The following is a 16397-nucleotide window of genomic DNA, read 5'->3' on the forward strand; positions in this document are numbered from 1 at the left end:
CTCACACTTTCACAAAGATGGGGTCTACGAAGAGGTTTCGTTGCCGGCCTCGAAGCGGCCGAATGCAATCACGATAGACCAAGCTGTCTAACTCTGCAAAGCAGGGCCCCAGTAGCGCTCCACCGCGTCCAAGATTTGCACGGCGACGACTTGCTTCGACCCGTCCTCGACCGGCGTCTCAGACCCGTCGGCCCCAAGGATCCAACCACTGTTGCGCTCCTCCCCGAACACCTTCCCGCCGGCGACTGAGTTCACCATCAGCAGGTCCGCACCCTTGCGCTCAAGCTTCGCACGGCCGTACTCCAGCGGGTTGTCCGTCTCCGCAGCAAAGCCCACAATCACGGTGTCAGCGCCAGAAGCATTTCGCTTATCGACGAGTCCTTTGAGAATGTCAGGGTTTTCCACCAACCGAATCGTCGAGAGCGCATCATCAGCGCTCCCCTTCTTCAGCTTCGAATCCGCCTCGTGCTCTGGGCGATAGTCCGCGACGGCTGCGGCCATGATGATCAGGTCCGCGTCGCCCGCGCGTTCCTGCATCGCTGCCTCCATCTCGCGGGTGGAGCGCACGCGCACGATCTCGGCTCCCGCCGGGGTGTTTAGCTCGGCGGTGTTGCCAGCGACGATCGTGACTTCGGCGCCGCGCTGCGCGGCCACTTCTGCAAGCGCGAACCCCTGCTTGCCCGACGAGCGATTGCCGATGTAGCGCACCGGGTCGATGTTCTCCTGCGTGCCACCGGCGCTGATGAGAACGCGCTTCCCTGCCAGGCTGCGCGCAATCCTTCCGGTGGCTGCCACGGTGCGTGCGAGCTCGGCGATTTGGGCCGGTTCGAGCATGCGTCCCGGGCCAGTATCTTTGCCGGTGAGTCGACCATGTGCCGGGTCGAGCACCGTGTAGCCGAACGTGCGGAGAGTATCCACGTTCATTTGAGTCGCGGGCTTGAGCCACATCTCGGTATGCATCGCCGGAGCGATGACCACGGGGCACATTGCCACCAGAATCGTCGAGGTGAGCAGATCGTCAGCACGTCCGGCCGCGATGCGCGCCATCAAGTCCGCGGTCGCGGGAGCAACGACGATCAGATCCGCCTCTTGCCCCACGCGCACATGCTGCACCTCGTCAACTCGGGTGAATACACCGGTATCGACCGGGTTGCCGGATAACGCCTCGAATGTGGCCGCACCGACGAATTCCAATGCGTTCTCGGTCGGCACCACCCGCACATTCGCGCCCGATTCGGTGAACTCGCGGACGAGGTGGCACGCCTTGTAGGCGGCAATACCGCCTGCAACGCCGATCACCACGTTCATGGGTCGCTGGGCAGCCACGCCATCTCCAACCTCGTTAGTCTGGCTCATCTCACTCATGCTGGCTAAGTCTACGCAGCAGCGCACCGGCAGCCCGTTTGAAACGCACTCGCCATATTTCGGGTATGCGGCGGCTCTAGCTGCGTTAAACTTCGCCTACCAAACTGCCTTCACACTTCGTGCTTCAGGAGCAACACGTTGACGACCACTGATTTCCTCGCCCTCATCGGAGTCTTTGCCGCTGCGGTGGCGGTACCAGGCCCCGACGTTGTCCAGATCATTCGCTTCAGCGTGAAATCACGAGCCTCTGGAATCGCTTGCGCAACTGGGATTATGGTTGGCTACGCAATCTGGATCGCAACCTCACTTCTGGGATTGAGCGCTCTTATGCAAGCAGCCCCTCACCTGTTGGCCGGATTGCAGCTGGTCGGTGGAGCGTATCTGCTGTACATGGGTATCAGTGCGGTGAGGAGCGGTTACTCGGCTTGGCGAAATGGAACCAAGGTCACTCTCCCCGGCAACGGCCACAGCCAGACGCTTGTAACCCGCACGGCTTTCGGCGTGGGTTTGGCGACGAATCTCTCTAACCCCAAGTCGGTCCTCTTCTTCGGAGCGGTTTTCGCTCAATTCATAACTCCGGGCATGGGGTGGGAATGGATGGCGATCATCCTCATCACCCTTTTCGTGATCGGGCTGGTGATGTCAGTCGGGTTCGCGCTGCTAGTCGATCTTTTCGCAGGTCTACTCGCCCGGTGCGGGCACGTCGTCGACATGGTCACCGGTTCCATCTTCGTCTGTTTGGGCGCTTGGATGATGGCCGAAGGCGCCGTGAGCGTGAAGAGCAATCGCTGACTTCTGGCCGTTCACCGCTTTCTTCCTATCCCGCTTGGTGCAAAACGTCAAAGAGCCGACCCCAAAAGGGTCGGCTCTACGCGCATCACATTCCGCGGCGCGGAAAATCTGGGGGCTTACTGGCCCTCTTCGTGCTCGAGGAGACCAGCTTCAATCTCACGCAGCGCGATGGAGAGCGGCTTCTCGCCCGGTTCCGGGTTGACCAGGGGGCCGATGAACTCGAACACGCCCTCGTCGGAGTTCTGGTAGAAGCTGTTGATCTGGCGAGCACGCTTGGCCGCGAAGATGACCAGTGCGTACTTGGACGAAACCTTAGTCAGCAGCTCATCGATCGGGGGCTCGGTGATGCCCTCCGGGGTGTCATACACCAGGTCCTGCTCCGCGGTTGCGGACTGGGACGAGGTCTGCGACAGATCGTCGGTTACGTTGCTCACTTAAACCTTCTCGCTAGTGTTCGCTATCCGTGGTGTCAGAGACACCAGTATCGGCGATGTTGTGTGTGTCAGTCAAAATTGCCGCAATCGCGGCAACAGCGCGTTCCACGTCGTCGTTTACCACGACGGAGTCGAACTCGCCTTGGGCGCCAAGTTCTTCACGCGCAGTCTGCAGACGGCGCTGAATCACGTCCTCGGTCTCCGTACCGCGGCCAGTAAGGCGTTCTACAAGCACCTCCCACGACGGCGGGGCGAGAAACACAGTGGCAGCTTCCGGCTTCAAGCGCTTGATCTCACGCGCACCTGCCAAATCCACTTCCGCGAGGACGGGACGTCCCGCCGCCAGCGCCTCTTCAACCGGACCAGCTGGGGTGCCGGACCGCTGAAGACCGCCGTGAATGTCCGCCCACTCAAGCATCTCTCCGGAATCAATCCGCTCCTGGAAATGTGCCGGGCTGACAAAGAAGTAGTCTTGGCCGTCGACTTCACCTGGGCGGGGTGCCCGAGTGGTCATCGACACGGAGAAGTAGAGGTTCGGCACATCGGTGATCAGCCGGTGGACCACCGTGGATTTTCCAACAGCGGACGGGCCGGCCAGAACGACCAGCTTGCCACGCGGTGTGCCTTCTGCCACGGGTCTTACGCCTCGTAACCGAAGCGCTCCAGGAGGGCGCGACGCTGGCGCTCGCCCAGGCCGCGCAGGCGGCGGGTTTGAGCGATCTCGAGCTCTTCCATGATCTCGCGGGCCTTGACCTTGCCCACCTTCGGCATTGCCTCGAGGAGTGCGGAGACCTTGGTCTTACCCACGATCTCGTCGGTGTCAGCCTTGTCCAGGACGTCCTTGAGCGTGGTCTCGCCGCGCTTCAGGGATGCCTTCAGCTCAGCGCGCTGCTTGCGAGCTTCCGCTGCCTTCTCCAGGGCTGCCTTGCGCTGCTCATCGGTCAACTGTGGAAGTGCCACGGGTTCCTCCAAATGTGTAGTCAGTATGTTGTGGTCCAGTCTCATCAACCGAACCCGGCCAAGTGCCATGGTGCACTGTATTCGGTGGGACCCGAATTGCACCGTTGCAACTCGCCAGCTTCGGCCAAGTGTAGCACTGCGGTTGTGCAACCACGTTTCCGCCACCTGCGTTTAGGCACGTCAACGCGTCGACGCACCTAAACTACCAGGCTTTTTGCCACACGAAAATTAGACCCTCTTTAATCACCGCGCCGACCTGCAATCTTCACGTGTTTCCGCAGCTCAGCAGCATCTGGACCAAACCGCAGAATCGAGCGCGAAACACTGGGAAATACCAGCACCGGATCAATCCCAGCCACTCGTTCCGCATCCTCGTAGGTCGCACCCTGCGCCCCCACCCCAGGCATCAGCACACACCCATTCAGGTACTCAAGGACAGGAGGCTTGACGACGGTTGCGCCCACCACAACACCGACATCCCCCACACCATCCGCACCACCTTCGGTGCCGGGGTTGTTGGCATCGTGGTTGTAGGCCGCGCACTCGTCGACCATGAACTGCGCCACCGTGACCTCGCCGTCACCGACGCCCAGTGACGCAGCCTGAAAGGCCTCCGCCTCCGGGTTGGAGTTCGCCGCCATGACAAACACGCCCTTGCCGTGCGCCTGCGCCAGCTCGATCGCCGGCGCGAGGGAACCCACGCCCAGGTAAGGAGTGAGCGTCACCGCGTCCGCCTCGAGTGGCGAGCCGGGTTCCAGCCACGCGGACGCGTAGCCGGCCATCGTGGAGCCAATGTCGCCGCGCTTCGCGTCCGCGATCACCAACGTCCCAGTCTCCCGCAGCCCCGCAAGCGCCTCTTCGAGCACCGCGAACCCACGGGAGCCGAAGCGCTCGAAGAACGCCACCTGCGGTTTCACCAGCGCGGCAGCGTCCGCAAACGCTTCCACGCAAGTGAGCGCGAAGGTGCGCAGCCCGTCCGCCGAGTCGGGCAACCCCCACTGCTCCAAGAGAGCCGCGTGTGGGTCGATGCCGACGCAGAGTCGGCCCCGTTCACGCCCGGCGTCGACAAGCTTCTGCCCGAACCCCACTACTGCTCACCACCGGCGAGGTGGTCGAGCTCCTGCAGGCTGGTGACGGTGATCTCGTTGCCGCGCAGCGCCTCGATGCCCTGCACCGCGGCGGTCACGCCCTGGACCGTCGTCATGATCGGCACACCTGCGACCACCGCAGCCGCGCGGATGTCATAGCCGTCGTGGCGGGCGCCGGCCGAACCAGCCGGGGTGTTGAGCACGAGGTCGATCTCACCATCGAGCAGGCGATCGACGATCGACTCGCCGTCCGCGCCGTCGCGCACGTCGGAGGCCTTGAGCACGGTCTCGCACTCGATGCCGTTGCGGCGCAGCATCTGGGCAGTGCCAGCGGTGGCAAGCACCTTGAAGCCCATGGTGTACAGGCGCTGGATCGGAAAGATCAGCGTGCGCTTATCGCGGTTGGCCACCGAGACGAACACCGTGCCCTGGGTCGGCAGCTCGCCGAACGCCGCTGCTTCTGCCTTAGCGAAAGCCACGCCGAAGGACGGCGCGAGCCCCATGACCTCGCCGGTGGACTTCATCTCCGGACCGAGAATCGTGTCCAGCACCGAGCCGTCCGGGCGGCGGAAGCGGCTGAACGGGAGCACCGCCTCCTTGACGGCGATGGGGTGCTCGAGCGGCAGCGACCCACCGTCGTAGCTCGACGGAATCAAGCCCTCGGACTTGAGCTGCGCGATAGAGGCACCCATCATGATGCGGCTCGCGGCCTTGGCAAGGTGCACGCCGGTCGCCTTGGAGACGAACGGAACCGTGCGTGAGGCGCGCGGGTTGGCCTCGATGACGTAGAGGATGTCGTCCTTGAGCGCGAACTGCACATTCATCAGGCCTTTGACGCCGATGCCGTGCGCGAGCGCTTCAGCGGAGCGGCGAACGGTGTCGATGTCGTCCGGGCCGAGCGTCATCGGCGGAAGCGCACACGCCGAGTCGCCGGAGTGGATGCCGGCTTCCTCGATGTGCTCCATAACGCCGCCGAGGTAGACGTCGGTGCCGTCGCAAAGCACGTCCACGTCGATCTCGATGGCGGAGTCGAGGAAGCGGTCCACCAGCACCGGGTGGTCCGGCGAGAGCTCCGTGGCCCGGTTGATGTAGTCCTCCAGGCTCGCCTCGTCGTAGACGATCTCCATGCCGCGCCCGCCGAGCACGTAGGAGGGGCGTACGAGCACGGGGTAGCCGATGCCGGCAGCCACCTTGCGTGCCTCTTCGAAAGTGGTCGCGGTGCCGTACGCCGGCGCAGGCAGGCCAGCTTCTTCGAGCACCTTGCCGAACTCGCCGCGGTCCTCGGCCAGGTCAATCGCCTCGGGCGTGGTACCCACCACCGGCACACCAGCATCGGCGAGGCGCTGTGCCAGGCCCAGCGGGGTCTGGCCGCCGAGCTGGACGATCACGCCGGCGACGGTGCCGAGCGCAGCCTCCGCGCGGTAGATCTCCATGACGTCTTCAAACGTCAGCGGCTCGAAGTAGAGGCGGTCTGCGGTGTCGTAATCGGTGGAAACCGTCTCCGGGTTGCAGTTGACCATCACGGTTTCGTAGCCCACGCGCGAGAGCTCGAGCGCTGCGTGCACGCAGGAGTAGTCGAACTCGATGCCCTGGCCGATGCGGTTCGGGCCGGAGCCGAGGATGATGACCTTCTCCTTCGACCCGTCGCTGGTCAAGCCCTCTTCGCTCTCCGCCTGCGGGTCCAGCTCGTACGCGGAGTACAGGTACGGCGTCTTCGCCTCGTATTCGCCGGCGCAGGTATCCACCGTCTTGTAGACGGGGTGGATGGCGAGCGACCAGCGCAGAGCGCGCACGCCGTCCTCGCCCGCCAGCTCCGGGCGAAGCGCGGCGATCTGCGCGTCGGAAAGGCCGTACGCCTTTGCCTCTCGGAGCAGATCGGCGTCGAGCACGGGGGCGTCGATAAGCACTTGGCGAAACTCAACGAGTGCCGCAAGCTCGGCGATGAACCATGGATCGATGCCACTGGCCTCGTGGAGTTCTTCGGTGGTGGCGCCGAGTCGCAGGGCGAGCTCGACGTCGTAGAGACGCTTGTCGGTGGGCACCTTGAGGTCCTCGAGGACCGCTGCCTTGTCGGTGGCGCGCTCGCCGGCGAAGTACTCGTCCGGCTTGGTCCAGAAGCCGTTGGGCTTATCTTCCATCGAGCGCATGACCTTGTTCAGGCCCTGGATGTAGTTGCGGCCGATGCCCATGGCCTCGCCAACGGCCTTCATGGAAGTGCCGAGGGTCTCGTCGGAGCCGGGGAATTTCTCGAAGGCGAAGCGCGGCATTTTCACGATGACGTAATCGAGCGTCGGCTCGGTCAGTGCCGTGAGGGCGCCGCCGGTGATGTCGTTGGCAATCTCGTCGAGCGTGTATCCGATGGCCAGGCGGACCGCCACCTTCGCGATCGGGTAGCCGGTGGCCTTGGAGGCCAGCGCCGAGGAGCGCGAGACGCGCGGGTTCATCTCGATGACGATCATGCGGCCGTTGTCCGGGTGCAGGGCGAACTGCAGGTTGCAGCCGCCGGTCTTCACACCGACCTCGCGGATGATCGCCTTGCCCAGCTCGATCATCTTGGTCACTTCTGGCTCAGTCATCGTGAGCGCCGGCGCGACCGTGACGGAGTCGCCAGTGTGCACGCCCATTGCGTCGACGTTCTCGATCGTGGCGATAGTGATGCAGTTGTCATCCTTGTCGCGGATGAGCTCGAGCTCCATTTCCTTCCAGCCGAGAATGGACTCTTCGATCAACACGTTGGCCTCGGGCGAGGCGGCCAAGCCGTCGCCGGCGATACGGTGCAGATCATCCATGTTGTAGGCGAGGCCGGAGCCGAGACCACCCATGGTGAACGACGGGCGCACCACGCACGGGAAGCCAAGTTCTGCGACGGTCTCCTCGATCTCTTCCATGGTGTAGCAAACCCGGGAGCGGGCGGACTCGCCGCCGACCTTCTCAACGATGTCCTTGAACTTCTGGCGGTCCTCGCCGCGCTCGATCGCGTCGATGTCCGCACCGATGAGCTCAACGTCGTGCTTACCCAGGATGCCGAGGCGGTCGAGCTGAATGGCGGCGTTCAGCGCGGTCTGGCCACCGAGAGTGGGCAGGATCGCGTCGACTGGGCGGCCCAGCTCTGCCTCCTTGGCCAGGATCATGTCGATGTAGCCGGGCTCGATTGGCTCGACGTAGGTGGCGTCGGCGAACTCCGGGTCTGTCATGATGGTTGCCGGGTTGGAGTTGACCAGGGTGACGCGCAGGCCCTCGTCCTTGAGCACGCGGCAGGCCTGGGTGCCGGAGTAGTCGAACTCGCAGGCCTGGCCGATCACGATCGGCCCGGAGCCGATCACCATGACGTGGTTGAGATCTTCGCGCTTCATTTACTTGGCCTCCTCGCTGGCTTCGACGGTGATGGTGGCCTGCTGCGGGCCGGTCTTGGACAGGTGGCGCACGAGCTTGCGGGTGTCCACGCCGCGGATGCCAGTCACGCCCTGGTTTTGCAGCTCGTCTTCCAGCGAGCGCTCCGAGCGGAAGTTCGACGGGATGCGCGAGACGTCGCGAACTACCACGGCCGCGGCAGTGATGGAACCGTCGCCGGACTCGGCCACGTCCTCGCTGTTCCATCCCACGTTGCCGATCTGCGGGGTAGCGAAAACGAGGATCTCCCCGCTGCGGGCGGGATCCGTCAGCTCGCGCTGGTAGGCGAACATGTCAGTGGTGAAAGTGCAGTTGCCCTGGATTGCCTGGGCGGCATCTGGCGCATCACCGAAGAGAAAACCGGGGAAGGTGGCGCCGTCATCAAGCACCAGCTTCGCGTTAACGCGATGAGTCATTGTGTGGTTACTCCTTATCCAGTGCGTACGTTTGGGTGCCGCGCAGCCAGGTGGCCACGACTTTGGCGTTGAAGTCCATGCCTTCGTATGGGGTGTTGCTCGCCTTCGAGGCCATCGCCTCGCCGCTCGCGGTCCAGGCGTGCTCGGGATCGACCAGAGTGAGGTTGGCAGGCTCCCCGACGGCAATCGGGCGGCCCTGGTCTTCCAGCTGCATGATCTCTGCGGGTCGCTCGCTCATCACCTTTGCGACGAAGCGCCAGTCGGCAAGACCCGGCTCGACGAAGACTTGGTGCACGACCGCAAGCGACGTCTCAAGGCCCAGCATGCCGGGCTTCGCGTGCTCGAACTCCACGCACTTGTCCTCGGAACCGTGCGGGGCGTGGTCGGTGGCGACGACGTCGATCGTGCCGTCGAGAAGCGCCTCGCGCAGCGCAACCGTGTCGCGGTCCTCGCGCAGCGGCGGATTCACGCGGAAGTTGCCGTCGTAGGTGACCAACTTCTCGTCGGTAAGCAACAAGTGGTGAGGGGTGACCTCGGCACTTGCCGCAATCCCCTGCTCCTTCGCCCAGCGCAGGAGCTGGACGGTGCCCTCGGTGGAGGCGTGGCAGAGGTGGTAGCGCCCGCCGTAGTCGCGCGTCATGATCAGGTCGCGGGCGACGATCGACTCTTCGGCAACGCGCGGCCAGCCACGCAGCCCAAGACGAGCAGCGTTTTCGCCCTCGTGCGCGACTGCGCCGGCGGTCATGCGGTGGTCCTCGGCGTGCTGGGCAAGTACTACATTGTGCGCTTTCGCGTACTCGATCGCGCGGCGCATGAGCTGCGGATCGTTGACGCACTTGCCGTCGTCGGAGAACATCCGCACGTGGTTGCGCGCGAGAAGCCCGATCTCAGTGAGCTCCTCGCCCTCGAGCCCCTTGGTGATGGAGCCGACCGGGTAGACGTCGCACTTGCCGTACGTCTGCCCCTTTTCCCACACCGCCTCGGCCAGGAAGGGTTGGTCGATCACCGGCTGGGTGTTCGCCATGGTGAACACGGCGGTGAATCCGCCCTTCGCCGCGGCGTCCGAGCCGGTGGCGATGGTCTCGGTGTCCTCGCGGCCCGGCTCGCGCAGGTGCACGTGCATGTCCACCAATCCAGGCAGCAGTACGTGACCTTCGCAGTCGACCACCTCGTCGGCCTCGAACGGGCCGCTGTTGATCGCCTCGATAACCCCGGACTCAAGGTCGATGAGCAGGTTCGTCGCATCCTCGCCGTAGGGGCGGACGTTGTTCAGCGCAAGCGTTTTCGGCGTGCTCACAGCTGCACTCCTTCCTGGCCGTCGCGGCCACTCGCCAACAGGGTGAACAGGACGGCCATGCGGGTGTAGACGCCGTTGGACACCTGGCCAAGCACCACGGCATTGTCGCGGTCCGCCACCGCATAGTTAATCTCCATGCCCCGCAGCATCGGCCCCGGGTGCATGATGAGGGCATTTGCTTGAAGACGGTCCGCCCGCTGCCCCGACAGACCATAAAGCGTCGCGTATTCGCGGTGCGAGGGAAAGAACCCGCCCTGCATACGCTCGGCCTGGACACGCAGCATCATGACGACGTCTGGCTTAGTACCGGATTCGCCGCCGTCGATTTCCGCGTCGAAGTCGTAGCTCACTGTCGCAGGCCAGTGCTCTACCCCGGTTGGGAGCAGCGTCGGTGGCGCAACCAACACGACCTCGGCGCCGAGCGTGGAAAGCAGATCGACGTTGGAGCGGGCCACGCGCGAGTGCAGAATGTCGCCGACGATGAGGACCTTCTTACCGGCTACATCCCCGATGTGCTGGCGCATGGTCACCGCGTCCAGCAGCGCCTGGGTGGGGTGCTGGTGCTGACCGTCACCGGCGTTGATGATCGAGGTCTCCGGCAACCACTGGGTCAGAAGCTGCGCCGCGCCTGAGGCCGGGTGGCGCATGATGATTGCGTCGGCACCCACCGCCGCCAGCGTCGCGGCGGTGTCTTTGAGCGATTCACCCTTCTTCACACTCGACGAAGAAGCCGACACGTTGATCACGTCCGCGCTCATCCACTTACCCGCGGTCTCGAAAGAGGAACGGGTGCGCGTCGAGTTCTCGTAGAACAGGGTGAAGATGGTGCGCCCGCGCAAGGTCGGGAGCTTCTTGATCTCGCGGCCGTCCAGCGCCTCGCGGAACCGGTCGGCTTCGTCCATCAACCCGATGATTTCGTCGCGGGTGAGGTCTCTGATGTCAATGAGGTGTTTCATCTAGTTCGCCTCCCGGGTCAGGGTCACGCCGTCGGTGCCGTCGATAGGCGTCAAGCTCACGGTGACATCCTCCGTCTTCGCGGTAGGGATGTTCTTGCCCACGTAATCGGCGCGGATCGGCAGCTCGCGGTGACCGCGATCGACCAACACCGCGAGTTGAATGGCTCGCGGGCGACCGATGTCGCGAAGCGAATCCAGGGCGGCGCGGATGGTGCGGCCCGAATACAGAACGTCGTCGACCAGGATGACCAGCGATCCGTCCACCTCGGCCGGGATGTGGGTGGGGCGCAGCGCGCGGTGCGGTTTGTCGCGCAAGTCGTCGCGGTAAAGCGTCACGTCGAGGGAACCGACGGGGACTTCCACCCCCGAAAATTCTTCAACCGCCACAGCGATGCGCTGTGCCAGTGGGACTCCACCGGATGGGATGCCGAGCAGCATCACCCCAGGCTGGCCGTCCTCCTCTGCGTCATCGAGCGCAGTCTTTTCAATGATTTGGTGCGCGATGCGTGCAATCGTGCGCGAAACGTCCTGGGCTGATAGCAGCTCAACCGTTTCGCGTGTGTTTTCACTCATCGGACCTCCTTCCCCGCCTCACAGTGCGGAATTTAAAGGATGTCGAACGGAAAGTTTCTCTACTGTCAGAAATGACGTTGAGACACAACGAAACTTTAGCGCACAAGGAGCTCTCATGGGCATTACTGCTTCCCACCTCGTACCCGCCGATCGCGACCGAGTCTGGGACTGGCATACGCGCAAAGGTGCCGTCGTCAGGCTCACTCCCCCATTCCTCCCAATGACACCGGTGAAGCAGGCCGAAAGCCTGCGCAGCGGCACGACCGTCTTCTCCCTCCCGGCAGGATTCCAGTGGGAGGCGCGCCACCTAGTGGAGCAGTACCGCGCTGGCGAACAGTTCGCGGACCAAGCGGTGAACCAGCCGATCAAGACGCTCACCGGCTGGACCCACACCCACCAGTTCGCCGATGCCACCACTAATGACGGCTCGCCCGCCACCCGCATCACCGACACGGTTGAGGCAAACGTCCCAGAGTTCGCACTGCGCCCGGCGTTTGCGTACCGGCAGCACCAGCTGATCGAGGATTTGAAGTTCATCGACTCGCTGCCGGAGACAAAGCCGCTCACCGTCGCCATCACCGGTGCGTCCGGTCTGGTCGGGTCGCACCTGAGCGCACAGCTGACCACTGCCGGGCACTCGGTGATCTCGTTGACCCGCAGCGACCCGGGTGAGGACGAGCGCAAGTGGGATCCCGATAACCCGGCGGCAGACCTGTTGGAAGGCGTTGACGCGGTGGTGCACCTCGCCGGTGAGTCGATCATGGGCCGCTTCACCGAGGAGAAGAAGCGTAAAATCCGCGACTCGCGCATTGGGCCAACCCGGAAGCTGGCGAAGCTCGCCGCGGATTCCGGAGTGGAGACTTTCGTGTGCGCGTCCGCAGTCGGCTACTACGGCACTGACGCCGGAGATCGTCCCCACACCGAAGCTGACGGCCCAGGCAAAGGATTCCTCGCAGAGGTCTGTGCTGAGTGGGAAGATGCGGCGCAGGTCGACGGCGTGCGCACGGTGAACATCCGCACCGGCCTCGCGCTCTCCGACGCCGGCGGCCTGCTGCCGGTGCTCAAGGCATCCGTTTCCGCGGGCCTGGGTGCGCGCTTCGGCGACGGCGACTTCTGGATGTCCTGGGTCGCCCTCGACGACCTCACCGACATCTACGTGCGCGCGCTGGTGGACGATTCACTGCACGGACCGATCAACGCCACCGCGCCGAACCCGGTCACCAACGCGGAAATGTCAGCGACTCTGGCTCGCATGTTGCACCGCCCCGATTTCTTCCCCATCCCCGAATTCGGACCGAAGATCCTGCTTGGCCACGAAGGCGCACACGAGCTCGCGCTTGCAGACCAGCGCGTTGACCCGGCCGTCGCAAAGCAAACTGGAATGACCTTCCGCTACCCGACCCTGCAAGCTGCGCTGGCGCACGAGCTTGGCAAAGAGGAACTGCTGAATGGCTAAGCTGAGGGCCCTCCTCGCATTGCTGGCTTGCGCCGCGATCGTGACTGCTTGCGGCTCACACTCTGCCTCTCCTATCGAAGACGCGGCGCTACAGGCGGACAACTTTGTGGCCGCCGACATCCTCGCAGGTGACATCGACAAGGCGTGGAGCGCAAGGAGGTCCAGTTCTCCGACGGCGGAACCAGCGAGGTTGCGGTGCTCTCGTATCAATAGCCGACTGACGACAGGGCCGTGCGTCCCATGAAGCGCGGTAGGCTCAGACAGGTGAGTTCGAATCAAGACCCAACTAACGACGAACGCAACCGCGTCGAGCCAGTGACGGCGCAGTCGGTGGCCGCGATCTTCAGCGAAGAAAACCTCGAGCACCGCGTCGAAGGCGATGTCGTGCGCTCCGGATTCATCAACGCGGCGATCGTCGTCGCCATTGACGGCAGCACTCTCCTCTTCGAGACGCTGTGGCGCGGCATGGCACCCAAAGAGTTGGCGAATCACGTGCTCCTCGCGGTCAACGAGCACAACCAGACCCACTTCGCGCCCACCCTGCGCATGCTCGAAGGCGAGGGCGAGCGCCTCGCAGTGTCGGCGATCCGCACCCTCGACATCGAGCACGGCGCGTCATTCAACCAGCTCGGCGCGTTCATTGTGAGCTCTATCGAGGCCACCCTGCAGGCATTCAACTTCCTCGAGAACTCGTTCCCCACCCTCGTGACCTGGAAGGATCCGCACAGTGAACACTAACCCAGAGCAGGTCACCATCGACCGGGTCATCGCCGCCGCCGCCGAGTTGGGCTTTTCGCTTGACGACGACCTGTCGGGACGTGCAGCCCACGCCCACGTAAGCGGGTTCGACGTTCTCGTCGTCTTGCTCGACACCGTGTTAATCGTGCGAGCCGACGCAGCCACGGATATCCCGTCAGATTCCACCGACGCGACGCTGTACTTTGCCGCTAACCAGGTCAACTCCACCTTTGTCGACGCCCGCGCGTTGGTGGTCAACCGCACCGAGACGCTCATCGTGCGCACCGAGGCGGAGATCAACGTCGCCGCAGGTTTGAACGACGCGCAGCTGCAAAACGCCTTGAAGGTCGCCTTCGATGGGATCATCCAGACGCAAGACGCCATGGTTGCGCTCAGCGAGACCCTGCAAGCCGCAACCGAGGAATAAGGCGAAGCGACTACCGGATCTCGGTGAGCCTCCAAACTCCGGCTTCTTTGGTGAACACCAGCGTTTCCCTTGGTTGGAGCTCACGTACACCGTACGAATGACCGCTGCCTCTGCACACTTCGACCCTGGTGTGACTGAGTTCCTCGGCGATGAATGCGCCGTCGGTGGACTTCCATGCAAGCCAATCCACCGCGTCGGACGAGGTCATATGGCCTGTAAAAACGGTTTCACCGAAGAACTCGTTAGCGTACTTCCCGCTATACGGGCACACAATGGCGGTTTGCTTCGACTCAGGCAGCAAATCTGCAACCATAACACTTGCCGACGACCCGCTCTGGTCTTCAAGCCATAGATCGAGGGATTCGACATGCTCAAACGCGTTGCAGCCGGCCAGCACTCGGGCGGACACGAGGGTGCAGAAGAACCAGCTGCGGCGAAAGCTACTCATAGTGCACAATTTGCTCTAGGACTGCGCGAGACGCGCCAGTTCCATTTCAGGATCGAAGTCTGCCTTGGGCCATTCCAGCTGCAGCGACTGCAGCGCTTCCAGCATTAGGGTCTTCACCACCGTGCGGCAGTACTTCTTGTTGTCGGACGGAACGCAGTACCACGGTGCAACATCGGTGGATGTCCGGGTCATCGCGATCTGGTACGCCGCCATGTACTGCGACCACAGCATGCGATCATCGATATCACCCGGGTTGTACTTCCAGTGCTTCTCCGGGTTCTCGATGCGCTCCTTGAGGTTTTCGGCTTGGTACTCGCGGGAGATATGCGGCATCACTTTGATGATGCGCGTGCCGCGCGCCGCCAGCTCGTTTTCGAACTCCACGATCGCGCCGTAGCGCCGCTCGATCTCTTCCGGCGGTGCCAACTGCTTGACCCGCTGCACCAGTACATCCTCGTAGTGGGAACGGTCGAACACCGAAATCTGGCCAGGCTCCGGCAGGTGGGGCCCGAAGCGCCAAAGGAAGTCGTGCGCAGCTTCCTCTTCCGTCGGCCGGCCAAAGGCCTTCACATGCACACCCTGCAGGTCCATGGTTTTGCCGATGACGTGGCGGATGATGCCGCCCTTGCCAGCCGTATCCATGCCCTGCAGCACCAAGAGCACCGAACCGGCGTTCTCATTGCCCGCCCGACCGTTGGCGTAGAGCTTCTCCTGCTCCTCATCGAGGGCGTCATCGAGATCATTGAAAGCCTCGTCAACACTGCTCTTGCCGGAAAGCCCGGGAGTAGATGAAGGGTCGACATTTGCGAGCTGAAAGTTCGGGCCAACCTTGAGCTCGTAAGCTTCCTCGACGGTCAGTTTCGCCATCTAGCTTTCTTTCTCTTCCTCGCCAGTGAGAGGTTCTGCGGCAGCGGGTGCCTCTACCTCTGCGGCAGCGGGTGCCTCGGCTTCCGCCTCGACATCCTGGGTCACGACCCCCTCAGCCACAGCTGGCGCATAGGGCGAAATAGATTGCGCGATGCCGTCGAGCATGGCGTGGATGTACGGAGGTGCCTGGTTGCCGGAGTACTCCGTGGCCATCTCAAGCGCGTTGGCGATGGCGATCGCAGTGGGGACCTCGTCGTTGAACATGATCTCCCACGTGCCCACGCGCAGAATCTGGCGATCGACGGCAGGCAGGCGATGCAACTCCCAATCGCGGTCGAGGAAACGTTCGATCGCGTCATCGAGATCGTCGAGCTTCTCGGCGACCCCGTTGATGATCTCGCGGGTGTAGTCCGCAATCGGAGCCACCGCGTTTTGCGGGTCCTTGGCCAGCTCGGTGCGGTCGTCGAGAATCGCTACCGGGTCAATATCGCGAGTTTCGGCCTCGAAGAGGATGTCAACTGCACGGCGCCGGGCACGGTAGCGGGCGCCGTGACGCTTGTAGTCAGGCATTAGTTGTTCACGCGGGAGAGGTACTCACCCGTGCGGGTATCCACCTTGACCACGTTGCCGGTCTCCAAGAACAGTGGAACCTGGATCTCTGCGCCGGTCTCCAGGGTTGCCGGCTTGGTGCCGCCGGTGGAGCGGTCGCCCTGCAGGCCCGGCTCGGTGTGCTCGACCTTCAGGTCCACGGAGATCGGCAGCTCGCCGAAGAGCGCCTCGCCCTCGTGGAAAGAGACCTGCACGCGCATGTTCTCCAGCAGGAAGCGGCCGGCATCGCCGAAGGCTTCGGTGGGCAGCTCGTACTGCTCGTAGGTCTTGTCATCCATCACGACGAAGTTGGTGCCGTCGTTGTAGAGGTAGGTCATGTCGCGGCGGTCAACGGTCGCGGTCTCCACCTTCACGCCAGCGTTCCAGGTCTTGTCCACGGTCTTGCCGGAGACGACGTCCTTGAGCTTGGTGCGGACGAATGCTGGGCCCTTGCCCGGCTTCACGTGCTGGAACTCGATGATCTGCTGGAGTTTGCCGTCAACCTTCAGCACCAGGCCGTTCTTGAAATCGGCGGTAGTTGCCACGGAAATACCTTCCCTTATCTCTCGTTCAAAGCTCGCGTGTGCGCAGCTTACAGGCGT

18 protein-coding genes are annotated in these 16397 nt (G+C 63.3%); 4 read left to right on the forward strand and 14 right to left on the reverse strand.

Features of this window, described 5'->3' with window-relative positions; all coding sequences use genetic code 11:
- Window positions 1–87 precede the first annotated feature (87 nt).
- Window positions 88–1356, reverse strand: a complete 1269-nt coding sequence (gene coaBC / locus CGLAUT_RS06615) for a bifunctional phosphopantothenoylcysteine decarboxylase/phosphopantothenate--cysteine ligase CoaBC (RefSeq protein WP_290187068.1) — start codon at window positions 1354–1356, stop codon at window positions 88–90.
- A 147-nt stretch (window positions 1357–1503) separates the two neighbouring features.
- On the opposite strand from coaBC, the gene CGLAUT_RS06620 reads away from it, so the two are divergent.
- The gene (locus tag CGLAUT_RS06620) at window positions 1504–2157 is read left to right on the forward strand and encodes a LysE family translocator (protein ID WP_290184179.1); all 654 of its coding nucleotides are present in this window, start codon (window positions 1504–1506) and stop codon (window positions 2155–2157) included.
- A gap of 116 nt (window positions 2158–2273) precedes the next feature.
- On the opposite strand, the gene rpoZ is transcribed toward CGLAUT_RS06620, so the two are convergent.
- From rpoZ to pyrR, 9 genes are all read right to left on the reverse strand, one after another.
- Complete coding sequence (gene rpoZ, locus CGLAUT_RS06625; RefSeq protein WP_415877118.1) at window positions 2274–2591, reverse strand: DNA-directed RNA polymerase subunit omega; 318 nt, start codon at window positions 2589–2591, stop codon at window positions 2274–2276.
- 13 nt (window positions 2592–2604) lie between these two features.
- Window positions 2605–3225 carry a guanylate kinase gene (gene gmk, locus CGLAUT_RS06630; RefSeq protein WP_095660031.1) on the reverse strand — a complete coding sequence of 207 codons (621 nt, stop codon included), beginning with the start codon at window positions 3223–3225 and terminating at the stop codon, window positions 2605–2607.
- Window positions 3226–3230: 5 nt separating this feature from the next.
- Window positions 3231–3551: an integration host factor, actinobacterial type gene (mihF, locus tag CGLAUT_RS06635; RefSeq protein ID WP_095660032.1), complete on the reverse strand. Its 321-nt coding sequence runs from the start codon at window positions 3549–3551 to the stop codon at window positions 3231–3233.
- Window positions 3552–3790: 239 nt separating this feature from the next.
- Window positions 3791–4639, reverse strand: a complete 849-nt coding sequence (pyrF, locus tag CGLAUT_RS06640; protein WP_290184182.1) for an orotidine-5'-phosphate decarboxylase — start codon at window positions 4637–4639, stop codon at window positions 3791–3793.
- Window positions 4639–7992, reverse strand: coding sequence for a carbamoyl-phosphate synthase large subunit (gene carB, locus CGLAUT_RS06645; protein ID WP_290184184.1), 3354 nt, complete (start codon window positions 7990–7992; stop codon window positions 4639–4641). The genes pyrF and carB overlap by 1 nt, the downstream gene beginning before the upstream one ends.
- The gene (locus CGLAUT_RS06650; protein ID WP_095660035.1) at window positions 7993–8445 is read right to left on the reverse strand and encodes a carbamoyl-phosphate synthase domain-containing protein; all 453 of its coding nucleotides are present in this window, start codon (window positions 8443–8445) and stop codon (window positions 7993–7995) included.
- A 7-nt stretch (window positions 8446–8452) separates the two neighbouring features.
- A complete protein-coding gene (locus CGLAUT_RS06655) occupies window positions 8453–9742 on the reverse strand; it encodes a dihydroorotase (protein ID WP_095660036.1) in 1290 nt (429 codons plus the stop codon).
- Window positions 9739–10698 carry an aspartate carbamoyltransferase catalytic subunit gene (locus tag CGLAUT_RS06660; RefSeq protein ID WP_290184189.1) on the reverse strand — a complete coding sequence of 320 codons (960 nt, stop codon included), beginning with the start codon at window positions 10696–10698 and terminating at the stop codon, window positions 9739–9741. The genes CGLAUT_RS06655 and CGLAUT_RS06660 overlap by 4 nt, the downstream gene beginning before the upstream one ends.
- Window positions 10699–11271, reverse strand: a complete 573-nt coding sequence (gene pyrR, locus CGLAUT_RS06665) for a bifunctional pyr operon transcriptional regulator/uracil phosphoribosyltransferase PyrR (protein WP_290184190.1) — start codon at window positions 11269–11271, stop codon at window positions 10699–10701.
- Between the two features lie 115 nt (window positions 11272–11386).
- On the opposite strand from pyrR, the gene CGLAUT_RS06670 reads away from it, so the two are divergent.
- The 3 genes from CGLAUT_RS06670 (at window position 11387) to CGLAUT_RS06680 (ending at window position 13892) form a co-directional block, all read left to right on the forward strand.
- Window positions 11387–12727: a TIGR01777 family oxidoreductase gene (locus CGLAUT_RS06670; RefSeq protein WP_290184192.1), complete on the forward strand. Its 1341-nt coding sequence runs from the start codon at window positions 11387–11389 to the stop codon at window positions 12725–12727.
- Between the two features lie 264 nt (window positions 12728–12991).
- Window positions 12992–13465 (forward strand): YbjN domain-containing protein, encoded by a 474-nt coding sequence (locus CGLAUT_RS06675; RefSeq protein WP_290184194.1) that lies wholly within the window; start codon window positions 12992–12994, stop codon window positions 13463–13465.
- The gene (locus tag CGLAUT_RS06680; RefSeq protein ID WP_290184196.1) at window positions 13455–13892 is read left to right on the forward strand and encodes a YbjN domain-containing protein; all 438 of its coding nucleotides are present in this window, start codon (window positions 13455–13457) and stop codon (window positions 13890–13892) included. Before CGLAUT_RS06675 ends, CGLAUT_RS06680 begins: the two co-directional genes overlap by 11 nt.
- A gap of 10 nt (window positions 13893–13902) precedes the next feature.
- On the opposite strand, the gene CGLAUT_RS06685 is transcribed toward CGLAUT_RS06680, so the two are convergent.
- From CGLAUT_RS06685 to efp, 4 genes are read right to left on the reverse strand one after another with little or no spacing between them, the layout of a single operon-like run.
- The gene (locus CGLAUT_RS06685; RefSeq protein WP_290184198.1) at window positions 13903–14340 is read right to left on the reverse strand and encodes a hypothetical protein; all 438 of its coding nucleotides are present in this window, start codon (window positions 14338–14340) and stop codon (window positions 13903–13905) included.
- A 15-nt stretch (window positions 14341–14355) separates the two neighbouring features.
- Window positions 14356–15207: a PPK2 family polyphosphate kinase gene (locus CGLAUT_RS06690; RefSeq protein WP_290184200.1), complete on the reverse strand. Its 852-nt coding sequence runs from the start codon at window positions 15205–15207 to the stop codon at window positions 14356–14358.
- On the reverse strand, window positions 15208–15777 hold the full coding sequence (gene nusB / locus CGLAUT_RS06695; protein WP_290184202.1) for a transcription antitermination factor NusB: 570 nt from the start codon (window positions 15775–15777) through the stop codon (window positions 15208–15210). It lies immediately after the preceding gene.
- Entirely contained in the window at window positions 15777–16340 is a 564-nt protein-coding gene (efp, locus tag CGLAUT_RS06700; protein ID WP_290184204.1) for an elongation factor P, read from the reverse strand. The genes nusB and efp overlap by 1 nt, the downstream gene beginning before the upstream one ends.
- Between the last annotated feature and the right edge of the window lie 57 nt (window positions 16341–16397).

It is taken from the genome of Corynebacterium glaucum, from assembly GCF_030408855.1.
Classification (GTDB): domain Bacteria; phylum Actinomycetota; class Actinomycetes; order Mycobacteriales; family Mycobacteriaceae; genus Corynebacterium; species Corynebacterium glaucum.

Bases quoted from the DNA above. Each gene is read 5' to 3' on its own strand.
- CGLAUT_RS06650 (WP_095660035.1), bottom strand. From the start codon at position 8,445: ATGACTCATCGCGTTAACGCGAAGCTGGTGCTTGATGACGGCGCCACC.
- coaBC (WP_290187068.1), bottom strand. From the start codon at position 1,356: ATGAGCCAGACTAACGAGGTTGGAGATGGCGTGGCTGCCCAGCGACCC.
- CGLAUT_RS06690 (WP_290184200.1), bottom strand. From the start codon at position 15,207: ATGGCGAAACTGACCGTCGAGGAAGCTTACGAGCTCAAGGTTGGCCCG.
- CGLAUT_RS06670 (WP_290184192.1), top strand. From the start codon at position 11,387: ATGGGCATTACTGCTTCCCACCTCGTACCCGCCGATCGCGACCGAGTC.
- carB (WP_290184184.1), bottom strand. From the start codon at position 7,992: ATGAAGCGCGAAGATCTCAACCACGTCATGGTGATCGGCTCCGGGCCG.
- CGLAUT_RS06660 (WP_290184189.1), bottom strand. From the start codon at position 10,698: ATGAAACACCTCATTGACATCAGAGACCTCACCCGCGACGAAATCATC.
- pyrR (WP_290184190.1), bottom strand. From the start codon at position 11,271: ATGAGTGAAAACACACGCGAAACGGTTGAGCTGCTATCAGCCCAGGAC.
- CGLAUT_RS06685 (WP_290184198.1), bottom strand. From the start codon at position 14,340: ATGAGTAGCTTTCGCCGCAGCTGGTTCTTCTGCACCCTCGTGTCCGCC.
- nusB (WP_290184202.1), bottom strand. From the start codon at position 15,777: ATGCCTGACTACAAGCGTCACGGCGCCCGCTACCGTGCCCGGCGCCGT.